Here is a 20,267-nt window from a genome sequence, read left to right as displayed (position 1 = left end):
ACCGCCGACGCGCGCAGGGTACCGCTCGGCGACCGGCCGCGGCCAGACTCCGCGTCGCCCGCGATAGATCTCGCTCTACACGCAGCGGCCCGCGGGGCGTAATGTCTGCTGCATGAGCACCCCAGCAGAGCCGGCCGACGAGCCGCGGGAGAACCTCGAGGGCAGCTACACCGAGGTCGACGGCGAGGCCCCCCACGAGCGCACCGTCCACGGTCAGTACACCGAGACCGAGGACAACCCCGGCCCGGAGACCGACGTCGAGGGCACCTACACCGACGTCGAAGAGGCCGCAGACGCCCCGCAGGGCGAGTACACGGACACCGACGAGCCGTGAGGAAGGTGTCGCCCTAGCGGGTCGCCTTCTTGATCTTCTTGCGCGTCTTCTTCACGTTCGGGTCGTTCCAGAACGACGTCACCGCGCCCACGATCTGCTGATAGCGTTCGCGGCCCGCTCGCGCGCCGAGCACGTAGGCCACGGCGATCACGATCAGAACGAGGAAAGTCTTGAAGCGCATGCGGTCCTCCTGAGTCCGTCACGGCCGAGAGTAGACCGCACGCCGCCCGGCTGGAACCCCGGGCGGCTCAGGAGTTCGCGCCGGGCCTGCGGCGCAGCGCCTTCGTCAGGCCCATGAGCGGACCCTGCAGGAAGAGCAGGAACAGCCACCAGATCCCGACGTGGGGGAAGATCACGGCGAAGATCAGGGCCAGCAGCATCAGCACATCGGCGTACCAGCCCTTGGCCGCGTCCATCTCCTGCTTCGCGTCGTCGCGCACCAGTGCGGGCGAGCGCCGCAGCACGATGGTGATGAACTGCATCGACACCGATGCGACGAGCATGTTGCCGATGTAGAGCGCGTAGACCGCGGGCTGACCGGACTGGCTGGCCGCGAGCACGTTCGTCGTGAACGGCATCACCACGATGGAGGCCAGCCACAGGAAGTTCAGCCAGATGATGCGGACGTCGTAGCTGACGACCCACTCGAAGATGCGGTGGTGGGTGATCCAGAACCGGGCGATCACGATGAACGAGATCGCGAACGCGATCAGCTCCCAGTAGTTGTCGCGCAGCCAGGCGCCGATGTCCGCGGCCGCGTCGTCCGCCTGGTCGACCAGCGGCAGGATGAGCAGGGTGATCGCGATCGCGACGGTCGCGTCCGAGAAGTTGACGAGGCGGTCCAGCCCGCGCTCGGTCCTCACCACTGCCATGCGCTCATTCTGTCGCGTCGCCGAGCAGACCGAGCTCCAGGGCACGCCGGACGGCGGAGGTCCGGTCGGAGGCGCCGAGCTTCTCGTACGCACGGCTCAGGTAGGTCTTGACCGTCGCCTCGCCGATGAACAGCTCGGCGCCGATGGCCGCATTGGTGCGGCCGTCCGCTGCGAGCCGCAGCACCTTGACCTCCTGGGGCGAGAGCGCCGGAGCCTGCTGACCGCCGCCGCGCAGCCTCCCGAGCAGGGCCGACGCGGCCGAAGTCGCGAGCACCGTCTCGCCCGACGCCGCGGCGCGGACCGAGCGGGCCAGTTCGGCCGGGGCGATGTCCTTGAGCAGGTAGCCGCTCGCGCCCGCCTCGATCGCGCGCAGGATGTCCTGATCGGTCTCGTAGGTCGTCAGCACGACGACACGGGTGGCGGGATGGGCGGAGGTGATCGCGCGGGTCGCCGCGACGCCGTCGCCGCCGGGCATCCGCAGGTCCATGAGGACCAGGTCGGGGTGGAGCACGCCGACGAGCGCGACCGCTTCGGGGCCGCTCGCCGCCTGCCCGACCACGTCGATGTCGTCGTAGCCGGTGAGCATCCCGCGGATGCCCTCGCGCACGACGGGATGGTCGTCGGCCAGGACGATGCGGATCATGCGGACTCCTCGGTCGGGGCGGCCGGCGTGGTCGGTGCGGTCGCGGTCGGGGCGGGCAGCTCCGCGGTGATCGCGGTGCCGGCGCCGGGGGCCGACTCGACGGCGAAGCGGCCGCCGGCCTCGCGGACGCGCGCGGCCATGCCGTCGAGACCGTAGCCGTCGCGCGGGGCGTCGCCGTCGAAGCCGCGGCCGTCGTCGGCCACCCGGAGGCGGACGGCGTCGGGCAGGTAGGCGAGTTCGACATCCACGGTGCGCGCCCCGGCGTGCTTGCGCACGTTCGACAGCGACTCCTGGAGCAGGCGCAGGGCGACCACGTCGACGGCCGGAGGCGCCGGGCGCGCGTCGCCGTCCACGACGAAGCCCGCCTCGACCCCGGTCTCCTCGGCGAACTGCGCCACCACCCGTTCGAGCACCTCGGGCAGGGGCGAGCCGTTCAGCCGTCCCGGGGTCATCGCCGCGATGATGCGCCGCGACTCCTGCAGATTCTCCTGCGCGGTCTCGGTCATCAGCTCCACGTGCCGCCGGGCGGAGGCCGGATCGGCGTCCAGCTCGCCCTGCACGGCGTGCCCGAGCGTGACGATGCTGGTGAAGCCCTGCGCGAGGGTGTCGTGCATCTCGCGCGCGATGCGCTCCCGCTCCGCAGCCGCGCCCTGCTGCTCGGAGAGCTGGGCGATCTCCTTCTGCTGCTGCCGCAGACGGTCGATGAGCCGCCCGCGCTCGGCGCTCTGCTTGCTGACCGCGGCGACGCGGTGGCCGAAGAAGACCGAGAACGCGATGACGAGCAGCGTCATCCCGGCGACATCCACGAGCGAGGCGGGCGTGATGTCGCCGATCGCCCAGCGCACCACGACACCGCCCGCGTTGACCAGCACGATCGCGCCGGCCGCGGGGAGCAGGGAGAGCAGCAGGAAGAACTGCGGCGACAGGACGAACAGCGCGACGTTGACCCAGTCGTTCAGGGAGAGCGCGACCAGGTAGCCGACGGAGGCGATGACGCAGTACGCGATCGATCGGCCGGCGTCGTCCGGCACGGAGCCGCGGCGCACCAGCAGCCAGAACAGCGGGAGCAGGGCGAGCACGATCGCCGCCGCCACGATCGACTTGGCGACGCCGGTGTACGGGTTGGCCAGGATGATCACGACGGTGGCGACGGTGGCCGCGGCCGAGTAGACCAGCCAGGCCCGGAACTCGAGGAACTCGCTGTCCCTACTGCGCTGCTGCTGCACGGTCAGACTGTAGCCGCTCGCTCGGCCTCGGCGGAGGAGGCCTCGGCGACCGAGGTGCGACCGGCCGGGTAGAGCACCCCGATCACGGCGACGATCAGCATCGCGCCGGCCATCCCCCAGAAGGCCCACTGCACGGCTCCGGCGTAGTCGGAGGCGACGGCGTGCATGATCTGGTCGCGCACGGCGGTGGGCAGCTTCGCCAGGGATCCGCCGTCTCCCGACGCGCCGCTGATGCGGTCGACCGCGCCCTGCGCGTCCGCCGCGGTGCCGCCGATCTTCTCGAACGACGCGGTCAGGAGGTCGGTGAGGCGCGAGGTGACGATGGTCGTGAAGACCGCGAGCCCGAGGGCGCCGCCGAAGTTCTTCATCGTCTGGGAGATGGCGGTCACTTCGCCGTAGCTGGCGCCGATGGCCCGGTTGACGGCATCCGTCGACACCGCCGAGAACATCAGCCCGATGCCGGCCCCGGCGATCATGATCGGCCAGGTCTGCTGGTTGAAGAACGACTCGGCGTCGAAGTCCAGATCGGTGGCCTTCAGCGCCAGCCAGGCGAATCCGACCGCGCCGACGAGTCCGCCGGCGAGTACGACACCGCGCGCTCCGTACTTGTCGAAGCGCACGGAGCCGACCCGGCTGGCGACCACGAAGCCGATGAAGAACTTGAGGAAGAGCACGCCGGTGAGGCCGGCGGAGAGCCCGAGCGACACCTGGCCGTACACGCTGAGGAAGAAGAAGGTGCCGATGAAGGCGACCGACGAGAACAGCGTGGCCAGGGTCGAGAGGGTGAACCCGCGGTCGCGGAAGGCCGCCAGCTGCACAAGCGGCTGCGCGGCACGGCGCTGGAGGAGGACGAACACGACGATCAGGGCGACGCCGGCGACCAGGGAGCCGAGCACGGCCGGGCTGGCCCAGCCCCACGGGCTCGCCTGCTGCAGGCCGAAGACGATCAGGCCCATCCCGGCGGCGACGACGAGGGCGCCGACCCAGTCGATGCGCTCGCGGCGCGCGGTGGAGGGCCGCGCAGCAATGGCGACGATGACGAACGCGGCGATCGCGATCGGCACGTTGACCCAGAAGATCGCGCGCCAGGTCCACTGGGTCAGGTAGCCGCCCGCGATCGGGCCGAGGGCCGTCATCGCTCCGGTGATGGCGAAGAAGATCGCCATGGCGCGACCGCGGCTCTCGCGGGCGAAGCCCTCCACGACGATGCCGATCGCGGCGGGGAACATGATCGCCCCGCTGATGCCCTGCAGTGCGCGGGCGGCGACCAGCCACGGCTCGGCGAGGTCACCGGTCGGCGCCAGCCCGCACAGGAGCGACGTGATGCCGAAGCCGGCGATGCCGATGAGGGCCATCCGCTTGTGGCCGACCACGTCGGCGATGCGGCCGCCGAGCAGGAAGAACGCCGCAGTGGCGAGGAGGTAGACGTTGACCGCCCACTGCATCCCGTCGTGGCTGAGCCCGAGGTTCTGCTGGATGGTAGGTGCGGAGAGAGCGACGATCGTCTGGTCGATCGTCGTCATCGAGACGGCGAGGATGAGGCCGGCGAGCGCCAGTCGGGACGAGGATGCGCCGGACGAGCTCGAGAAGGATGTCATGCTCCCAGCCTCGCGACCGGCGGCCGTGCGCGGCACCGGCGCCCGGTGGTCACCCGTGTCCACCGATCGGTGGACACGGGTGACGCCGGCGGGTCAGGAGAGGGCGGCGACCAGTTCGTCGATCGTGACGACGGCGGCCTGCTGGTTGGGGTAGACCTTCTCCGTGAGGACGCGGTGCACCTCCGGGTCGCGGTCGAACGTGCCGTCGGAGAGCACGACGAGGCGGTAGTCCTTGTCCACCGCGTCACGGGCGGTGGAGAGCACGACGCCGCTGGTCGAGATCCCGGCGAGCACGAGCGTGTCGACACCACGGGCCTGCAGCTGCTCGTGCAGGTCGGTGGTGCTGAAGGCGCCGTAGCGCGACTTGCGCACCACGATCTCCCCGTCGGCGGGCGCGATGCGCGGGTCGACCGAGACGGCGGGGTGGTCGGGTCCGATCTCGTTCACGCGCTCGGCGGCGGTCGCGAAGCGGGAGTGCGGCGGGACGTGGGCCGCATCCTCCTCCGAGAGGGCGACGCGCACGTAGCCGATGGTGGCGCCGGCTGCGCGTGCGGCCTCCCGCGCACGGCGCAACTCGGCGAGGAACGCGTCGGCGTCGGGGAGGGAGGCGAGGATGGAGGGCTGCAGGTCCATGAGGAGCAGCGCAGTACGGGACGGGTCGAGGACGAGATCGTTCACACGTATAAACTACCTCGCCTTCCTGGAAGGCTTGCATCACTTGGCTGCCTACTGTATACAGAATACAGACCACCACAGCAGAGACTCTCAAGGAACGAGGTACTCATGTCTCGCGTCGACTCAAAGGTGAGAAGGGCGCTGGCCATCACGGCGGCAGCCGCACTGGCCCTCAGCATGGCAGCATGCTCCGGATCGGGAGGCGGCGGATCCAAGACCGTCGTCTGGTCCACCTGGGGCACCCCCGAAGAACTGACCAGATACAAGGAATTCGACACTCAGTTCATGAAGGAGCACCCCGACATCAAGGTCGTGCTCCAGCCGGTCGCCGATTACGGCGACTACCACACGAAGCTCCTCGCGCAGCTGGCCTCCGGCACCGCCCCCGACGTCTTCTACATCGGCGACGACAAGATCGGCCAGTTCGTGAACTCGAAGGCACTGATGCCGCTGACCTCGCTCATGAACTCCTCGGCCAGCAAGACCAAGCCGGCGGACTTCGCGCAGGGCCTGTTCGGAGCCACGAAGAAGGGCGACGAGATCTACGCGGCGCCCAACGACTCCAACCCGGACGCCCTCTGGTACGACAAGGAGGCCCTGAAGAAGGCCGGTGTGACCGAGGACCCGGCGACGCTCGCCGCCGAGGGCAAGTGGACGACCGAGGCGTTCCTCGACATGAACGCCAAGCTCCACGACGCGGGCCTCACCGGCTCGATGTTCTGGAACTACTGGTCGACCCACTACAGCTGGATCTCCTCCCAGGGCGGCACGGCGTTCGACTCCTCCGGGAAGTTCGTCGCGAACACCGATCCGACCAGCGTGAAGGCGATGGACGTGCTCGCCAAGAACTTCCAGGACGGCACCTTCGTCGTCGCCGACACCCTGCCGGAGGGCGCGGGCGCGGACAGCGTGTTCGTCACGCACAAGGCCGGCTTCTTCATCCAGGGCCGGTACACGATCGGAACGGTGAAGGCCGCGGGCGACCCCGAGAACTACGACGTGGCCCCCTGGCCGACCCCGAGCGGCAAGGCCGCGCCCACCGGCGTCGCGGTCAGCTATCTCGCCATCAACGCGAAGACCAAGAACAAGGATGCGGCGTTCGAGTTCTGGACGAACTTCCTCTCGGCCCAGGGCCAGACCTTCCGGCTCAAGGGCGGCGGCAACGCGGTCCCGTCGATCTCGGGTGCCGACTCGGTGGTGCTGGACGGCTATCCCGCCCACGCCCAGACCCTGCTCGACATGCGCGACATCGGCTTCGAGGACAACGCCACCGAGGCGTCCGTCCCCGGCCTCTCCAGCGACATCAGCGACAAGATGCTCGCGCTCTACCAGGGCAAGGCGTCCACCAAGGCGACGCTGGACGAGGTCGCGAAGATGATCGCCGACAAGACCGGCGGCAAGTGAGGCATCGAGCGTGAGCGCAGTCAGGGAAGCACTGGTCGCCCGCGAGGCCGACACCCCTCCCGCGACGCCGGGCGGGCTCCGCAAGGAGTCCGCCTGGCGGCGTCGCGACCGCCGGTGGGGCTACGTGTTCGTCGGGCCCCAGCTGTTCGGGATGGCCCTCTTCGTCGTCGTGCCGTTCATCGCGAGCCTCGTGCTGGCGTTCGCGCAGTGGGACGGCCTCAACGACCTCAGCTGGGTCGGCTTCGACAACTTCCGCACCGAGATGAGCGACCCGCTGTTCGGGCGGTCGATCGTCAACACCCTGCTCATCGCCCTCATCACCGTGCCGATCGGCCTCGCCCTGGCCGTCGTGCTGGCGGTCGCGCTGGAGAAGCTGAAGACGCGCACGCTCTACCTGATCCTGTTCTTCGCGCCCGTCGTCACTTCGTCGGTCGCCGTCGCGATGATCTGGCAGCAGCTGTTCCGCAAGGACGGCGTGCTCAGTGGGTTCATCGCGAACGTGTTCCACGTCGCCCCGCCCGACTGGCTCGGCGACCCGCACCTCGCGCTCATCGCCGTGTGCATCGTGACCATCTGGTCCTCCGTCGGGCTGAACGTGATCATCTTCCTGGCCGGACTGCAGAACATCTCGCCGGCCGTCATCGAGGCGGCCCGGCTCGACGGCGCGGGCGCGCTCACCCTGTTCTTCCGCGTGCGGCTACCGCTGCTGTCGCCGATCATCTTCTTCTCGACGGTCATCGCGTTCATCAGCTCGCTGCAGACGTTCGACACCGTGTTCATCCTCACCGCGAACGCGGGGCCGGACAACGCGACGCGGACCATCGTCTACCACATCTACGATCTGGGCTTCGGCAAGTTCCAGTTCGGCCCGGCCAGCGCCGCGTCGATCATCCTGCTGCTGATCACCCTCGTGATCACGGGCATCCAGTTCGCCGCCCAGAAGAAGTTCGTCCACTACGAGGATGGTGCCGCATGACCACCGCCACCGCCCGCCCCGACGCTGCCACCCGCAGCGCCGGCGCCCACCCCGGGCGCGCCGCCGCACGCACCCGCAAGACGCTGCTGCACGTCGTCCTGCTGCTCGGCGGCCTGGCCATGGTGTTCCCCTTCCTCTGGATGCTCATCACGTCGTTCAAGTCGCTGCCCCAGCTGCTGAACGACCCGCTGAGCGTCTGGCCGAAGCCGTTCACGCTGCAGAACTACGCCGACGCGTGGAACGACGTGCCCTTCGGGCAGGCGTACTGGAACACCATCTACATCGCCGTGCTCGTCGTCGCCGGCACCTTGATCACCGCCGCCATGGCCGGGTACGCGTTCGCGCGCATCCCCTTCCGCGGCAGCAAGATGCTCTTCGTGCTGTTCCTCGCGACGCAGATGATCCCGATGCAGGTGACGCTGATCCCGTTCTACTTCCTGATGGCGCGGCTCGGCTGGGTGGACTCGCACCTCGCGCTGATCGTGCCGGCCGCGCTCGCCAACCCGTTCGCGGTGTTCCTGATGCGCCAGTTCGTGCTGTCGCTGCCGCGGGAGCTGGAGGAGGCCGCCCTCGTCGACGGCGCGGGACGCTGGCGCATCTTCTGGAGCATCATCCTGCCCAACCTGAAGCCGGGACTCGGGGCGCTGGCGATCATCGTGGCGCTGAGCACCTGGAACAACTTCCTCCTGCCGCTCGTGCTGCTCAACTCGCAGGACCTGTTCACGGTGCCGCTGCTGCTGCAGAGCTTCCGCGGGCAGTACGGATCGATCAACTACGGGCTGATCATGGCGGCGTCGGCCATCGCGACCATCCCGATGCTGATCGCGTTCGTGATCGGTCAGCGGCGCATCCTGAACTCGATGGCCGCCTCCGGGCTGGGCGGGCGATGAGCCGCGCCGCCGCGACCGCCGCGCGGGTCTCCCCGTTCCTCGACCTCGAGTCGGCGCCGTTCACGTTCCCGGGTTCGCGCATCCTGGTGCAGCGGGCCGGCGACGGGGTGACGGTGCGGCTGGCCGAGTACGAGCGTCGGCTCGACGACTGCGTGCTCGTGCGCACCCTGCGCGTCCTCGGCGCGGAGGGGCGCCCCGCCGCCGTGACCGCCGTGCACCCCGACCGCATCGAGTTCGGGGAGGCGGGCGTCATGTTGACCTTCGACGGCCCGGACGCCCTCAGCCTGGGCGGTGACGGCACGGTCGCCTGGTCGGCCGACCTCGACCTCCCCTTCGCGCCGGCCGTGCGGACGTCCTCCGCGGTGCGCATCGCCGTGGTTCCGGCCTCCACCGAGCTTCGGCCGGGCGCGCGATTCACCGCGCAGGTCTCGGAGCATCCCGGCGTTGACGGGCATACGCGGGCGCTCGAGGCGACGACACGGGTCTGGGATGCGTGGTTCGATCGCACGCCCGTCGTGCGCGACGACCTCGCGGACATGACCGCGTTCTGCTGGTGGGTGCTCGGCGCGAACATCGTCTCGCTGCCCGGCCGCGGCGCTCGCGCCGTCGTCCCGTCGAAGATCGGCTACGTCGGGCTGTGGCAGTGGGACGCGTACTTCATCGCCTCCGGCCTCCGCCACGGCGACCCCGAGCTCGCCCGCGAGCAGCTGGAGCTCGCCTTCGCCTTCCCGACCGCCGACGGGCAGCTGCCGGACGTCGTGCACGACGAGGGCGTGCTCGCCTCCAGCGACGACCTCCCGCCCGGCGACCGCGACAACCTGCGCCGCGCCGGCTCGGCCATCGCCGACCCGTCCGCGCCCATCCCGCTCACCAAGCCGCCGCTGGCCGCGTGGGCGTTGCGCCGCCTGGAGGGGTTTGTCTCCGACGACGCGTGGTTCGCGGCCGCATGGGAGACCGTCACGCGCAGTCAGGACTGGTGGTTCGAGCGCTCCGACCTCGACGGCGACGGCATGCCCGAGTACGGCCACCCCTACTCCTCCGGCCTCGACGACAGCCCCGTCTTCGACGCCGAGCTGCCGGTGGCCTCCCCCGATCTCGCGGCCTACCTGATCCTGCAGGACGACCTGCTGGCGTCGCGCGCACGGTCGGTGGGCGACGTCGACGCCGCCTCCCGGCACGCTGCCCGCTCCGCACGCACGCTGGAGCTGCTGGAGGGCATGTGGGACGAGTCGGCCGGCTTCTTCCGCTCCTCCGGCGCCGGAACCCCCGTCGCCGCGGAAGCGGTCGTCTCGCTGCTGCCCCTGCTCACCGGCCGGCTGCCGGGCCGGTACGTCACCAGCATCCTCGCCGCCCTCGACGACCCCGACCGCTTCGCGACGACCTGGACGGTGCCGACCGTCGCGCGCCACGACCCGTCATATTCCGATGAGCGCATGTGGCGCGGACCGGTGTGGGTGAACGTCAATTCGCTGCTGGCCGAGGGTCTGGCCGTGTCGGGGCAGGCCGAGCGTGCGCGTGAACTGATCGAGCAGACGCTGCGTCTCGTGATCCACGGGGGCGGGCCGCACGAGTACTTCAACCCGGCGACGGGCGAGAAGGCGCGCACGGCCACGACCGCGTTCGGGTGGTCGGCGGCGCTGTTCGTGGATCTGGCGGTGCAGGTGTCGCGGGGGTGAGGCGGCAACGATGCCACTCGGTCATCGCTGACAACCACGAGGATAATCTCGCCGCCGAGCCGACCACCAGGGCGGGTCGACTTTGACAACTCATGGCGGGAGAACTCGAGACCGCGTATTTCGCCGCCTTCGACGCGCCATCCGAAGCTGATATGGCACGTGCACAGAAGTGGCGAGAACCGGGGACGGTTCACGCGACATGGGCTAGCCCCTGTACGAATGGATTTCAAGCGAACGCGCGATACCTCTGAGTGTGAGAGTCGAAAGGCAACAGGCACTCAATGTGAGGCCTGTCGGGACCAGGACATCCCGCGCAAGTTGAAAGTAGAGGGCTGCGCTAGCGGAGATCTGTTGCCGGCCCTGCTCTCCAGTCTGAAAGTACGTATCACCGGCTTGCTCCAACCCCGTTCCTCGCGGAAGCACGATCGCCCCCGCCACGAATACACCGACACTTACAAGACACATGACGGGGAGCACGACGCTCAACGCCGACTTATCACGATGGAAACCCGCCGCTAGGGTGCGGAAGACGCGCAGTGAGCTGACAGTCGACTTCGTTCGATCGCTGAGAGAAAGCCACACGAGGGCGCCTCCCCACGCGGCTATGGAGACGATGAGGCAAGCAATCAGGAGTCCCGGTGCCCGAATCCAACCAACAGCCGTGAGCACCGACACGAGCAGCACCCCCGCCCAGAGGGCTGCAGCTGCCCATGCGAATGCACGCAACCGATTACCACGCACAGCTGTATCCAACCGTTCCTCCCAAGAACACTCCGGTAGCTCGCAGTGTGCCGCATTTACCACGGCCCGGGACCACTTTCGCGTTGAGCGACAGGTCCGATCCTCTTTGCCGCCCTCGACACCAGCCGAACCGCCCGCTCACGAAATTCTGCGGATGGCCGCCCGGATCGGCTTCGGCGCACGGAGGCACAGGAATCTCATCGATCAACTCTGGTCCTCCCCCGCGTTGCCCAGAATCGGGACCCTATGCGCGTGCAGTGAATTGCACGGCTCGCGCTGCCTGGCCTGGGTGTCGAGCCGAAGGCCGCCGCAGGAATCTACCGTGAAGGGCGGCGCGTCCTCAGTCGAAGCGAAGGCAAGCCGCGCACGCACGATGTGGTGCTCCCGGCCGACCGAAACTGGCCTGACACCGCGGGGCATTCTAATCGCCCATGCCCGGCGACGGCCTGCCTCGGTCAAGGGTGGTGGGTGCTGACAAAGGGTGTGCTCGACGTCGTCGCCCGCAGCGGCGGGCGAGTCGGCGGGCTGAGGCGCGGGGCGCCTCCGGCGAAGACAGCCGCTAGGCCAGGCGCTCCCACTTGATGCCGGCGTCGGCGAGCAGACGGCGCATGCCGTTCGTCCAGTTCTCCGCCAGCGCGGCCTTGGCCGCGGGCACGTCGCGCTCGACGAGGTGCTGGGCGATGATCGCGTGCTCGGCGGCGGAACGCTCCACGAGCACCTCTCCACCGACCAGCAGCGACTCGTAACGGTGGATGGCGCTGCGCACCTGGGAGATCTGCTCCAGGAGCTTGCGGTTGGGGCAGGCGCTCAGCATCAGGTTGTGCCACTCGTCGTCCTTGCGGTTGACGACCGCGTGCTGGGCGACGTCGTCTGAGAAGTCGGCGGCGAGGGAGCCGAGCCGCGCGCCGAGGGCGGCGAGCTCGTCGAGGGGCGAGAGGTCGAGGGCGAGGCCTTCGAGGGTGACGATGATGGGGCAGAGCTCTTCGAACTCGCGTGCACTGAGGGGCACGAAGCGGAACCCCTTGCCGTTCTCGCTCTCGATCTGGCCTTCGCTCTCGAGGGCGATGAGGGCCTCGCGCAGCGGGGTGCGGCTGACGCCGAGCTCGGCGGCGAGCTGGACTTCGTTGATGCTCTCCCCCGGGCGGACGTCCCCCGCGCGCATGCGCGCGATGAGCTCCTCGCGCACCTGGGAACGCAGATTCTTGCGTTCGATCGCCATGTGACCCCTCCCGGCCGGACCCGTGGTCGCCAGCTTAGGGGTTGACCCGCGGTGGCGATCGTCTTAGCGTTACTGTATACAGAATACAGTCGACACGGAATCGACACAAGACGCGAAGCACCAGAGGAGACCGATGACGATCCCCGCGCCCCGGAGCATCCGGCTCGACGCGCTCGCCTACGGCGGCGACTACAACCCCGACCAGTGGCCCGAAGAGGTCTGGGCCGAGGACGTGCGCCTGATGGTGGAGGCCGGGGTCAACCTGGTCACGCTCCCGGTGTTCTCCTGGCCGCTGCTGGAGCCGGAGCCGGGCGTCTGGGACTTCGCCGGCCTCGACCGCGTGATCGACCTGCTCTGGGAGCACGGGATCCGCGTCGACTTGGCCACGGCCACGGCGACGCCGCCGGCCTGGCTGGTGCGCGAGCATCCCGACGTGCTGCCGTGGAACGCGGACGGCGTGCGACTCGAGTTCGGCTCGCGGCAGTCGTACTGCCCGAGCTCTCCGGTGTTCCGGGAGGCGGCGCTGCGGCTGACGCGGGCGCTGGCGGAGCGCTACGGCGCGCATCCCGCGCTCGCGCTCTGGCACGTCTCGAACGAATACGGCGACCACGTCTCGCGATGCTGGTGCCCGGAGTCGGCGCGCCACTTCCGTCGCTGGCTGGAGGACCGTTACGGCAGCATCGCCGGGCTGAACGACGCCTGGGGCACGAGCTGCTGGGGTCAGAACTACCTGAGCTTCGACCAGATCGAGCCGCCTCGCACGGCGACCGGCCCGATCAACCCGGCCGAGGTCGTCGACTTCGAGCGGTTCTCGTCGGACGCCCTCCTGGAGCTGTTCCAGGCGGAGGTCGACGTGCTGCGGGAGGTCACTCCCGAGATCGCCGTCACCACCAACTTCATGAGCCTCTTCCGCGAGCTGGACTACTGGCGCTTCGCCGACGCCGAGGACCTCGTGACGGACGACGCGTACCCCGACCCCGCCGACCCGCGCGCCCACGTCGGTGCGGCTCTCAACTACGGCCTCATGCGCAGTCTCAAGGACGGCCGTCCCTGGCTGCTGCTCGAACAGGCCCCGAGCGCCGTCAGCTGGCGCGACGTCAACGTGCCGAAAGCGCCCGGCCAGATGCGGCTCGGAAGCCTGCAGGCCGTCGCCCACGGGTCGGACGGCGTCATGTTCTTCCAGTGGCGGCAGGCGAAGTTCGGCCCGGAGAAGTTCCACTCGGCGATGCTGGGCCACCGCGGCGAGCGCAGCCGCTCCTTCCAGGAGACGAAGGCGCTCGGCGCCGAACTGCGGCTGCTGGAGGCGGTGCGCGGGACCCGCGTGCGGGCCGAGGTCGCGCTCGTGGCCGACTGGGACGCCTGGTGGGGCGTCACGCAGACCGAGTCCATGCCGTCGCAACGGCTCGACTGGCTGACGGAGGCGCGTGCCTGGCACGCCGCCGCGTTCGCCCTCGGCCAGCCGGTGGATGTCGCACGCGCCGCCGGTCCGTTCGGCGACCACCGGGTCGTGCTCGTCCCGAACCTCTATGCGGCCACCACCGAGCAGGCGGAGGCGCTCACGGCCTTCGTCGCGGCGGGCGGCCAGCTGGTCGTCGGCCCGTTCTCCGGCGTCGTCGACCACAGCGAGCAGGTGCACGAGGGAGGCGCCCCGGGTCCGTTGCGCGACCTCCTCGGCATCGAGGTGGACGAATGGTGGCCGCTGGCCGACGGGCAGCAGCGCACCGTCGAGCTCGGCGGCCGGGTGCACTCGACCCGCGTCTGGGGCGAGTGGATCGAGCCGGCCGACGGCACCGAGGTGCTCGCCCGCTTCGCCGACGGCGACCTCGCCGCGCTCCCCGCCCTCACCCGCCGCACGCACGGGGCGGGAGCCGCCTGGTACCTGGGCGCCGGTCTCGACGAGGAGGGGATGCGCTCCGCGCTCTCCGCCGTCTTCGCGGCGGCCGGCGTCGTCACCCGCGAGCCCGACACCGCCCTCGAGATCGTCACCCGCACCGACGGGGTCACCGACTTCACCTTCGTGCTCAATCACGGCCGGGAGGCGCGGAACGCACCGCGCATCCCGGGCGGCACCGACCTGCTCACCGGCGCGGACGCTGGAGCAGGTCTGCCGCTGGACGCGTTCGGCGTCGCCGTGGTCGCACATCCGACGAACCGCCCTGCGAACACTGAGAGGCCAGCATGACCCACCCCTTCGTCCATCCCTACGTGCCGAACACGGCGCCCGCGTCGCGGCAGGCGATGCTCGACGCCGTCGGTGCGGCGAGCGTCGAGGAGTTCTACGCGGACATCCCGGCGGATCTGCGGCTCGGTCGCGACCTCGACCTCCCGGAGCCGCTGGTCGCCGAGCAGGACCTGGTGCGTCACGTCGGCGGCCTGCTGCGCCGCAACCGCGCGGTCGAGCCGGGCCGGCTCTTCCTCGGCGCCGGCACGTACAACCACGCCGTCCCCGCGATCGTCGACGAGGTGATCAACCGCAGCGAGTTCCTCACGGCCTACGCCGGTGAGCCGTACGAGGACCACGGGCGCTTCCAGGCCCTGTTCGAGTACCAGTCCCTGATGGGCGAGCTGCTGAACACGGACGTCGTGAACGTGCCCACCTATGACGGTTACCAGGCGGCGGCGACCGCGCTGGCCATGGCGACCCGCATCACCGGCCGCCGCGGCATCCTGCTGGTCAGCGACGCCCACCCGGACAAGCTGAGCAAGGTGCGCGACTACGTGCGGCCGATCGCCGACCTGACGATCGTGCCGACCCTGCGCGGCACGGCCGACGTCACCGCCGCGACCGCGCTCATCGGCGCCGACACCGCGGCCGTGTGGATCGAGACCCCGAGCTTCCACGGCGCTCTCGAGACCGCGATCGCCGAGCTGGCCGACGCAGCCCACGCCGCAGGCGCCCTGCTCGTCGCGGGCACGGACCCGATCGGGCTCGGCGTGCTGGCCTCCCCCGCCGACGCGGGCGCCGACATCCTGCACGGCGACATCCAGTCGCTCGGCCTGCACCCCTGGTACGGCGGAGCGCACGCCGGTTTCATCGCCGTCGCCGACGACCCGCGCCTGGTGATGGAGATGCCGTCGCGCCTCTTCGGCCTCGCCTCCACCGACGTGCCCGGCGAATACGGCTTCGGCGACGTCGCCTACGACCGCACCTCCTTCGCCGTGCGCGAGGAGGGCAAGGAGTGGGTGGGCACGGCAGCCGCGCTCTGGGGCATCGCCGCGGGCGTGTACCTGGCGCTGCTCGGGCCGCAAGGGATGGCCGAGCTCGGTGAGACCCTGCTCGCCCGCACCGCTTACGCCCGTGCCGCCCTCACCGCACTGCCGGGCGTGGAGGACGCCGACGACGCCGTGCATCTGCGCGAGTTCGTGCTCGACCTGAGCGACGCCTCCCTCACCGCGCCCGCGCTCGTGACCGCGCTGCGCGCCCGCGGCTTCGAGCCGGGACTCGCGCTCGACGACGCCCGCCTGCTCGTCTGCGTGACGGAGCAGAACACCCAGACCGACATCGACGACCTGGCCGAGGCCGTCCGCACCGCCCTCGAGGAGACGTCACTGTGAGCCTTCCCATCGCACCCAAGCCGGCGCTGCGCCGCTTCCACCAGGCACGCTGGGACGAACCGATCGTCTTCGAGCTGCACACGCCCGGCGAGCGCGGGGTCGTGCCGTCGCAGGTCGAGGCGGGCGTGGGGGACGCGGTCGGCGACGTCGTCGCGGCGCTCCCCGCCTCCCTCCGCCGGCCGGCGCCGCCTACTCTCCCCGAGATCGGGCAGATGCGCGTGCTCAAGCACTACCTCCGCCTCAGCCAGGAGAACCTCGGCGCCGACCTCAACGTCGACGTGGGCCAGGGCACCTGCACGATGAAGTACGCGCCCAAGGTCAACGAGGCGATCATCCGCACCCCCGACCTGACCGACCTGCACCCCCTGCAGGACCCGGACTCCGCACAGGGCGTGCTCGAGATCGTCTGGCGCACCGAGCGCATGCTCGCCGAGATCTCGGGGATGAGCCGCGTCTCGCTGCAGACCAGCGGCGGCTCCGAGGCGATCTGGGCCAACATCTCGATGATCCGCGCCTACCACGCGTCGCGCGGCGAGGGCGAGCAGCGCGACGAGGTGATCACCACGATCTTCTCGCACCCCTCCAACGCGGCCGCCGCGAAGATGGCCGGCTACCGGGTCATCACGATCTTCCCCGACGCCGACGGCTACCCCGACGTGGAGGCCCTGCGCGCGGCGATCTCGCCCCGCACGGCTGCCATCATGGTCACCAACCCGGAGGACACGGGCATCTACAACCCGCGCATCCGCGAGTGGGTCGACCTGGCGCACTCGGTCGGCGCTCTGGCGTCGTACGACCAGGCGAACGCCAACGGCATCCTCGGCATCACCCGCGCCCGCGACGCCGGGTTCGACGTGTGCCACTTCAACCTCCACAAGACCTTCGGCACCCCGCACGGCTGCGGCGGGCCGGGATCCGGCGCCAACGCGGTGTCGGAGGCGCTCGTGCCGTTCCTGCCCGGGCCGGTGGTCGAGAAGGTCGGCGACCGGTACGTGCTCGACGGCGACCGGCCCCAGTCGATCGGGACGGTCGCGCCGTTCTACGGCGTCATCCCGAACATCGTCCGCACCTACGCGTGGATCCGCGCACTCGGCGCCCCCGGGCTGCGCGCGGTCGCCGAGACCGCCGTGCTCAACAACAACTACCTGATGAAGCGCATCCTCGAGATCCCGGGCGCGAGCGCCCCCTACGCGACCGGCCGCCGCCGCATCGAGCAGGTGCGCTACTCGTGGCAGGAGCTGTTCGAGGAGACCGGCATCAGCTCGGAGGAGATCGGCGTCCGCGCCTCCGACTTCGGGATGCACTACTGGACCAGCCACCACCCGTACGTCGTGCCGCAGCCGTTCACCCTCGAGCCGACGGAGTCGTACTCGATGGCGGAGCTCGACGAATACGCGGCCGTGCTGGCCGAGGTGGCACGGGAGGCGCGCCAGACACCGGAGGTCGTGCGCACCGCCCCGCACAACCAGACCGTGCACCACACCCACCACGACGACCTGGACGACCCGGAGCGGTGGGCGGTCACGTGGCGGGCGTACCAGCGCAAGTACTTCGGCGCAGGTGCGACCTCATCGGCAGAGGCGTCTACACCGGAGGATGCCGCCGCATGAGCATCGGGCTCGTCGTGAACCCGGTCGCGGGGATCGGCGGGCCCGCGGGTCTGGCCGGGAGCGACGGCGCCGCGGTGCAGCAGGAGGCGCTGCGTCGCGGCGGCGTCCCCCGGGCGTCGGTGCGGGCGGAGGAGGCGCTGGCCGTGCTCGCGAGCGCGCATCCCGGAGCCGAGGTGCTCACCGCGGCGGGGGCGCTGGGTGAAGACGCAGTGCGGGCGGCCGGTCTGGTCCCCCGGGTCGTGTACCGGCCGGCCGATGTCGCGGCGCGCGCGGCCGCCACCACCGGGGACGACACCGCGCGCGCGGCTGCGGCCCTGCACGCCGCGGGCGCGACGCTCGTGCTCTTCGCGGGCGGCGACGGCACGGCGCGGGATGTCGCCCGCGGCCTCCAGGCCGGCGTCCCGGTGCTCGGCATCCCGGCCGGGGTCAAGATGTACTCGGGCTGCTTCGCAGTCGGCCCGGCTGCGGCCGGCGCACTCGCCGCCGCCTGGACCGGCGGCCCCCTCCCGACGGCGGACGCCGAGGTGCTCGACCTCGACGAGGAGGGGATGCGCGCCGGGCGGCCCGATCCGCGACTGTTCGCCCTCGTCCCCGTCCCCGCGGCTCCCGGCCGCACTCAGGCCCGCAAGGCGTCCACCCCCGCGAGCGAGCGGGAGTCCGTGCACGGCGCCGCCGTCGGCGCGGTCTCCCGGATGCTCCCCGGCGTGCGCTACCTGCTCGGCCCGGGCGGCACCACCGCCGAGGTCGGCCGGGTGCTCGGCCTCGACACCACACCGCTCGGCGTGGACGTCGTCGAGGACGGCCAGCTCGTGGCGCGCGACGTGACCGCCGCTCAGGCGCTCTCCGCCGTGGACGGGCGGCCCGCCCAGGCCGTCGTCACCGTCATCGGCGGCCAGGGCTTCGTGCTCGGCCGCGGCAACCAGCAGCTCTCGCCGCGCGTCGTCGCGGCGCTCGGGCCGCACCCTCTGCTCGTCGTCGCGACGGAGCAGAAACTCATCGACCTCGCCGGCCGGCCCCTGCTGGTCGACACCGGCGACCCCGCGCTCGACGCTCGGCTGGCCGGCCACCTCACGGTGGTCACCGGGCCCGCCACGGCGAGCATCTACCCTGTCAGTGCCGCCACCGCGGCCCCCATCGAAGGAGATCCCGAATGCGTCTAGCCGGCAAGTCCGCCATCGTCACCGGAGGAGCGGGCGGCATCGGCCGCGCCACCTCCCTCGCCCTCGCCGCCGACGGCGCCCGCGTCGCCGTCGTCGACCTGCAGCAGGAGGCAGCGGAGGCCGTCGCCGCCGAGATCCGCGCGGCCGGCGGCGAGGCGATCGCCATCGCGGCCGACGTCTCGGCCGAGCCCGACGTCGAGCGCGCCGTCGCCTCCGCCGTCGACGCGTTCGGCGGCCTCGACATCGCGTTCAACAACGCGGGCATCATCCGCCGCACCACCGCCGTCGAGACCACCGTCGAGGAGTGGGACCGCGTCTTCGGTGTCAACGTGCGCGGCATCTTCCTCATGTGCAAGCACGTCGTGCCGGTGATGGCGGCGGCCGGGAAGGGCTCCATCATCAACACGGGCAGCGGCTGGGGGCTCAAGGGCGGCGGCCAGGCGATCTCCTACTGCGCGTCGAAGGGCGCCGTCGTCAACATGACCCGCGCGCTGGCGATCGACCACGGCCCGCAGGGGATCCGCGTGAACTCGGTCAACCCCGGGGACGTGAACACCGGGATGCTGCGCGACGAGGCCCGCCAGCTCGGCCAGGAGGCGGGGTCGTTCCTCGCCGAGGCCGCCGACCGGCCGCTCGGCCGCATGGGTGAGCCGACCGAGATCGCCGCCGCGGTCGTGTGGCTGGCCAGCGACGAGTCGTCGTACGTCACCGGCTCGGCCCTGGTCGTGGACGGCGGCGGCATCGCCTAGCGATCACTCCACCCGCGCCGCGCGGCCGACCTGAGACGTCACAACACGCCCTTCTCCGCCCTGAAACGTCGCGGAAAAGGGCGTGTTGCGTCGTTTCACGAGCGCGGGAGGGGCAGGGCTGTGGATAGCGTGAGCGCGAAGCGCTCGAGGACCACGTCGGTTGCGTCGTCCACGGTGAACTCGGGGTCGCCGATGGTGGCGCGGAACTCATCGCCGTGCCAGAAGCGCTCGTGCGACGCCCGCCATTCGGCCACCGTGCGATCTCCTTCGCCCTCTGCGACCGCGTGCGCGACATCCACCCGCGCGAGCGGCACGACGCGGACCTCCGTCACCACGATCTCGGCCACGGCCCTTCCGTCCGAGTCGGGCACGACCGCTCGGGCACCGACCACGGGCAGCGGCTCGCCTTCACGTTCGTACTCGACCAGGAGGGAGGACGTCGCGGTCTTCTCGCCCGCGAGGATCGCCGCGACCAAGCGGTCGCGAAGGGTGCCCGGGAACCCGAATTCGGCGAGGGGAAGGTCTGCGATGTCGTCCACCCCGCCAGTCGCCAGGCGCGTCAGAGCCCGAGCGACTTCTTGATGAGGGCCTCGGGGTCGGCGGTTCCGGCGGCCTGCTCGGTGGCCTCCTGGTTGGCCTCGGTGACGGCCTTGACAACCTCGTCGCGCTGGATGCGGATGCCGCGCGGGGCGTCGATCCCGATCCGGATGCCGTCGCCGCGCGCGTCGAGGATCGTCACGACGATGTCGTCGCCGATGAGCACTCGCTCACCGGGTTTGCGCGTCAGTACCAGCATTGTTTCAGCCTAGCCGGGGCCAGCCGTCGAGGGGTGGGTTTTTTGGGGGGTTACACCGCCCAACAACACCCAAAAAAAAACCCCCCCCGGGGCGGGGGGCGGGGGGCGGCGGGCCGGCGGGGGGGGGGGCGGCCCCCACGGGG

The 20,267-nt window shown here is 70.7% G+C and carries 19 protein-coding genes; 10 read left to right on the top strand and 9 right to left on the bottom strand.

The features are described 5' to 3' along the window. Positions 1-112: 112 nt before the first annotated feature. A complete protein-coding gene (locus ACFVU2_RS05210) occupies positions 113-334 on the top strand; it encodes a hypothetical protein (RefSeq protein WP_387871831.1) in 222 nt (73 codons plus the stop codon). Positions 335-347: 13 nt separating this feature from the next. On the opposite strand, the gene ACFVU2_RS05205 is transcribed toward ACFVU2_RS05210, so the two are convergent. From ACFVU2_RS05205 to ACFVU2_RS05180, 6 genes are all read right to left on the bottom strand, one after another. Beyond that, entirely contained in the window at positions 348-515 is a 168-nt protein-coding gene (locus ACFVU2_RS05205) for a hypothetical protein (protein ID WP_387871830.1), read from the bottom strand. 67 nt (positions 516-582) lie between these two features. After that, the gene (locus tag ACFVU2_RS05200) at positions 583-1,206 is read right to left on the bottom strand and encodes a TMEM175 family protein (RefSeq protein WP_387871828.1); all 624 of its coding nucleotides are present in this window, start codon (positions 1,204-1,206) and stop codon (positions 583-585) included. A 4-nt stretch (positions 1,207-1,210) separates the two neighbouring features. Beyond that, a complete protein-coding gene (locus ACFVU2_RS05195; RefSeq protein ID WP_387871826.1) occupies positions 1,211-1,849 on the bottom strand; it encodes a response regulator in 639 nt (212 codons plus the stop codon). Further along, on the bottom strand, positions 1,846-3,075 hold the full coding sequence (locus tag ACFVU2_RS05190) for a sensor histidine kinase (protein ID WP_387871824.1): 1,230 nt from the start codon (positions 3,073-3,075) through the stop codon (positions 1,846-1,848). Before ACFVU2_RS05190 ends, ACFVU2_RS05195 begins: the two co-directional genes overlap by 4 nt. A gap of 2 nt (positions 3,076-3,077) precedes the next feature. After that, on the bottom strand, positions 3,078-4,673 hold the full coding sequence (locus ACFVU2_RS05185) for an MFS transporter (protein WP_387871822.1): 1,596 nt from the start codon (positions 4,671-4,673) through the stop codon (positions 3,078-3,080). A gap of 93 nt (positions 4,674-4,766) precedes the next feature. Continuing rightward, positions 4,767-5,351 carry a cysteine hydrolase family protein gene (locus ACFVU2_RS05180; RefSeq protein ID WP_387871820.1) on the bottom strand — a complete coding sequence of 195 codons (585 nt, stop codon included), beginning with the start codon at positions 5,349-5,351 and terminating at the stop codon, positions 4,767-4,769. Positions 5,352-5,456: 105 nt separating this feature from the next. Between ACFVU2_RS05180 and ACFVU2_RS05175 the strand changes: the two genes are divergently transcribed. The 4 genes from ACFVU2_RS05175 to ACFVU2_RS05160 are packed head-to-tail and all read left to right on the top strand — an operon-like array spanning position 5,457 to position 10,294. After that, positions 5,457-6,752 (top strand): ABC transporter substrate-binding protein, encoded by a 1,296-nt coding sequence (locus ACFVU2_RS05175; protein ID WP_387871818.1) that lies wholly within the window; start codon positions 5,457-5,459, stop codon positions 6,750-6,752. Positions 6,753-6,762: 10 nt separating this feature from the next. Then, a complete protein-coding gene (locus ACFVU2_RS05170; protein ID WP_387871816.1) occupies positions 6,763-7,728 on the top strand; it encodes a carbohydrate ABC transporter permease in 966 nt (321 codons plus the stop codon). After that, positions 7,725-8,618 (top strand): carbohydrate ABC transporter permease, encoded by an 894-nt coding sequence (locus tag ACFVU2_RS05165; protein ID WP_387871814.1) that lies wholly within the window; start codon positions 7,725-7,727, stop codon positions 8,616-8,618. The genes ACFVU2_RS05170 and ACFVU2_RS05165 overlap by 4 nt, the downstream gene beginning before the upstream one ends. Beyond that, a complete protein-coding gene (locus tag ACFVU2_RS05160) occupies positions 8,615-10,294 on the top strand; it encodes an amylo-alpha-1,6-glucosidase (protein WP_387871812.1) in 1,680 nt (559 codons plus the stop codon). Before ACFVU2_RS05165 ends, ACFVU2_RS05160 begins: the two co-directional genes overlap by 4 nt. A gap of 1,300 nt (positions 10,295-11,594) precedes the next feature. Here the strand turns inward: ACFVU2_RS05160 and ACFVU2_RS05155 are convergent. Then, the gene (locus tag ACFVU2_RS05155) at positions 11,595-12,254 is read right to left on the bottom strand and encodes a GntR family transcriptional regulator (protein WP_387871810.1); all 660 of its coding nucleotides are present in this window, start codon (positions 12,252-12,254) and stop codon (positions 11,595-11,597) included. Positions 12,255-12,387: 133 nt separating this feature from the next. Between ACFVU2_RS05155 and ACFVU2_RS05150 the strand changes: the two genes are divergently transcribed. The 5 genes from ACFVU2_RS05150 to ACFVU2_RS05130 are packed head-to-tail and all read left to right on the top strand — an operon-like array spanning position 12,388 to position 19,328. Beyond that, positions 12,388-14,436, top strand: a complete 2,049-nt coding sequence (locus ACFVU2_RS05150; protein ID WP_387871808.1) for a beta-galactosidase — start codon at positions 12,388-12,390, stop codon at positions 14,434-14,436. Then, on the top strand, positions 14,433-15,809 hold the full coding sequence (gene gcvPA / locus ACFVU2_RS05145; RefSeq protein WP_387871806.1) for an aminomethyl-transferring glycine dehydrogenase subunit GcvPA: 1,377 nt from the start codon (positions 14,433-14,435) through the stop codon (positions 15,807-15,809). The genes ACFVU2_RS05150 and gcvPA overlap by 4 nt, the downstream gene beginning before the upstream one ends. Then, positions 15,806-17,419: an aminomethyl-transferring glycine dehydrogenase subunit GcvPB gene (gene gcvPB, locus ACFVU2_RS05140; protein WP_387871804.1), complete on the top strand. Its 1,614-nt coding sequence runs from the start codon at positions 15,806-15,808 to the stop codon at positions 17,417-17,419. The genes gcvPA and gcvPB overlap by 4 nt, the downstream gene beginning before the upstream one ends. Next, entirely contained in the window at positions 17,416-18,579 is a 1,164-nt protein-coding gene (locus ACFVU2_RS05135; protein ID WP_387871802.1) for an ATP-NAD kinase family protein, read from the top strand. Before gcvPB ends, ACFVU2_RS05135 begins: the two co-directional genes overlap by 4 nt. After that, a complete protein-coding gene (locus tag ACFVU2_RS05130; RefSeq protein WP_387871800.1) occupies positions 18,570-19,328 on the top strand; it encodes an SDR family NAD(P)-dependent oxidoreductase in 759 nt (252 codons plus the stop codon). The genes ACFVU2_RS05135 and ACFVU2_RS05130 overlap by 10 nt, the downstream gene beginning before the upstream one ends. Positions 19,329-19,423: 95 nt before the next feature. Here ACFVU2_RS05130 and ACFVU2_RS05125 read toward each other — a convergent pair whose 3' ends face one another. Together ACFVU2_RS05125 and ACFVU2_RS05120 are read right to left on the bottom strand one after the other, a co-directional pair. Continuing rightward, positions 19,424-19,867 (bottom strand): ASCH domain-containing protein, encoded by a 444-nt coding sequence (locus tag ACFVU2_RS05125; RefSeq protein WP_387871798.1) that lies wholly within the window; start codon positions 19,865-19,867, stop codon positions 19,424-19,426. Between the two features lie 20 nt (positions 19,868-19,887). After that, positions 19,888-20,124, bottom strand: a complete 237-nt coding sequence (locus tag ACFVU2_RS05120) for a carbon storage regulator (RefSeq protein WP_021763348.1) — start codon at positions 20,122-20,124, stop codon at positions 19,888-19,890. Positions 20,125-20,267 lie beyond the last annotated feature (143 nt).

It is taken from the genome of Leifsonia sp. NPDC058194 (assembly GCF_042883605.1).
In the GTDB taxonomy this organism is placed as follows: Bacteria; Actinomycetota; Actinomycetes; order Actinomycetales; family Microbacteriaceae; genus Leifsonia.
This window is presented reverse-complemented; position numbering and strand designations above follow the sequence as displayed.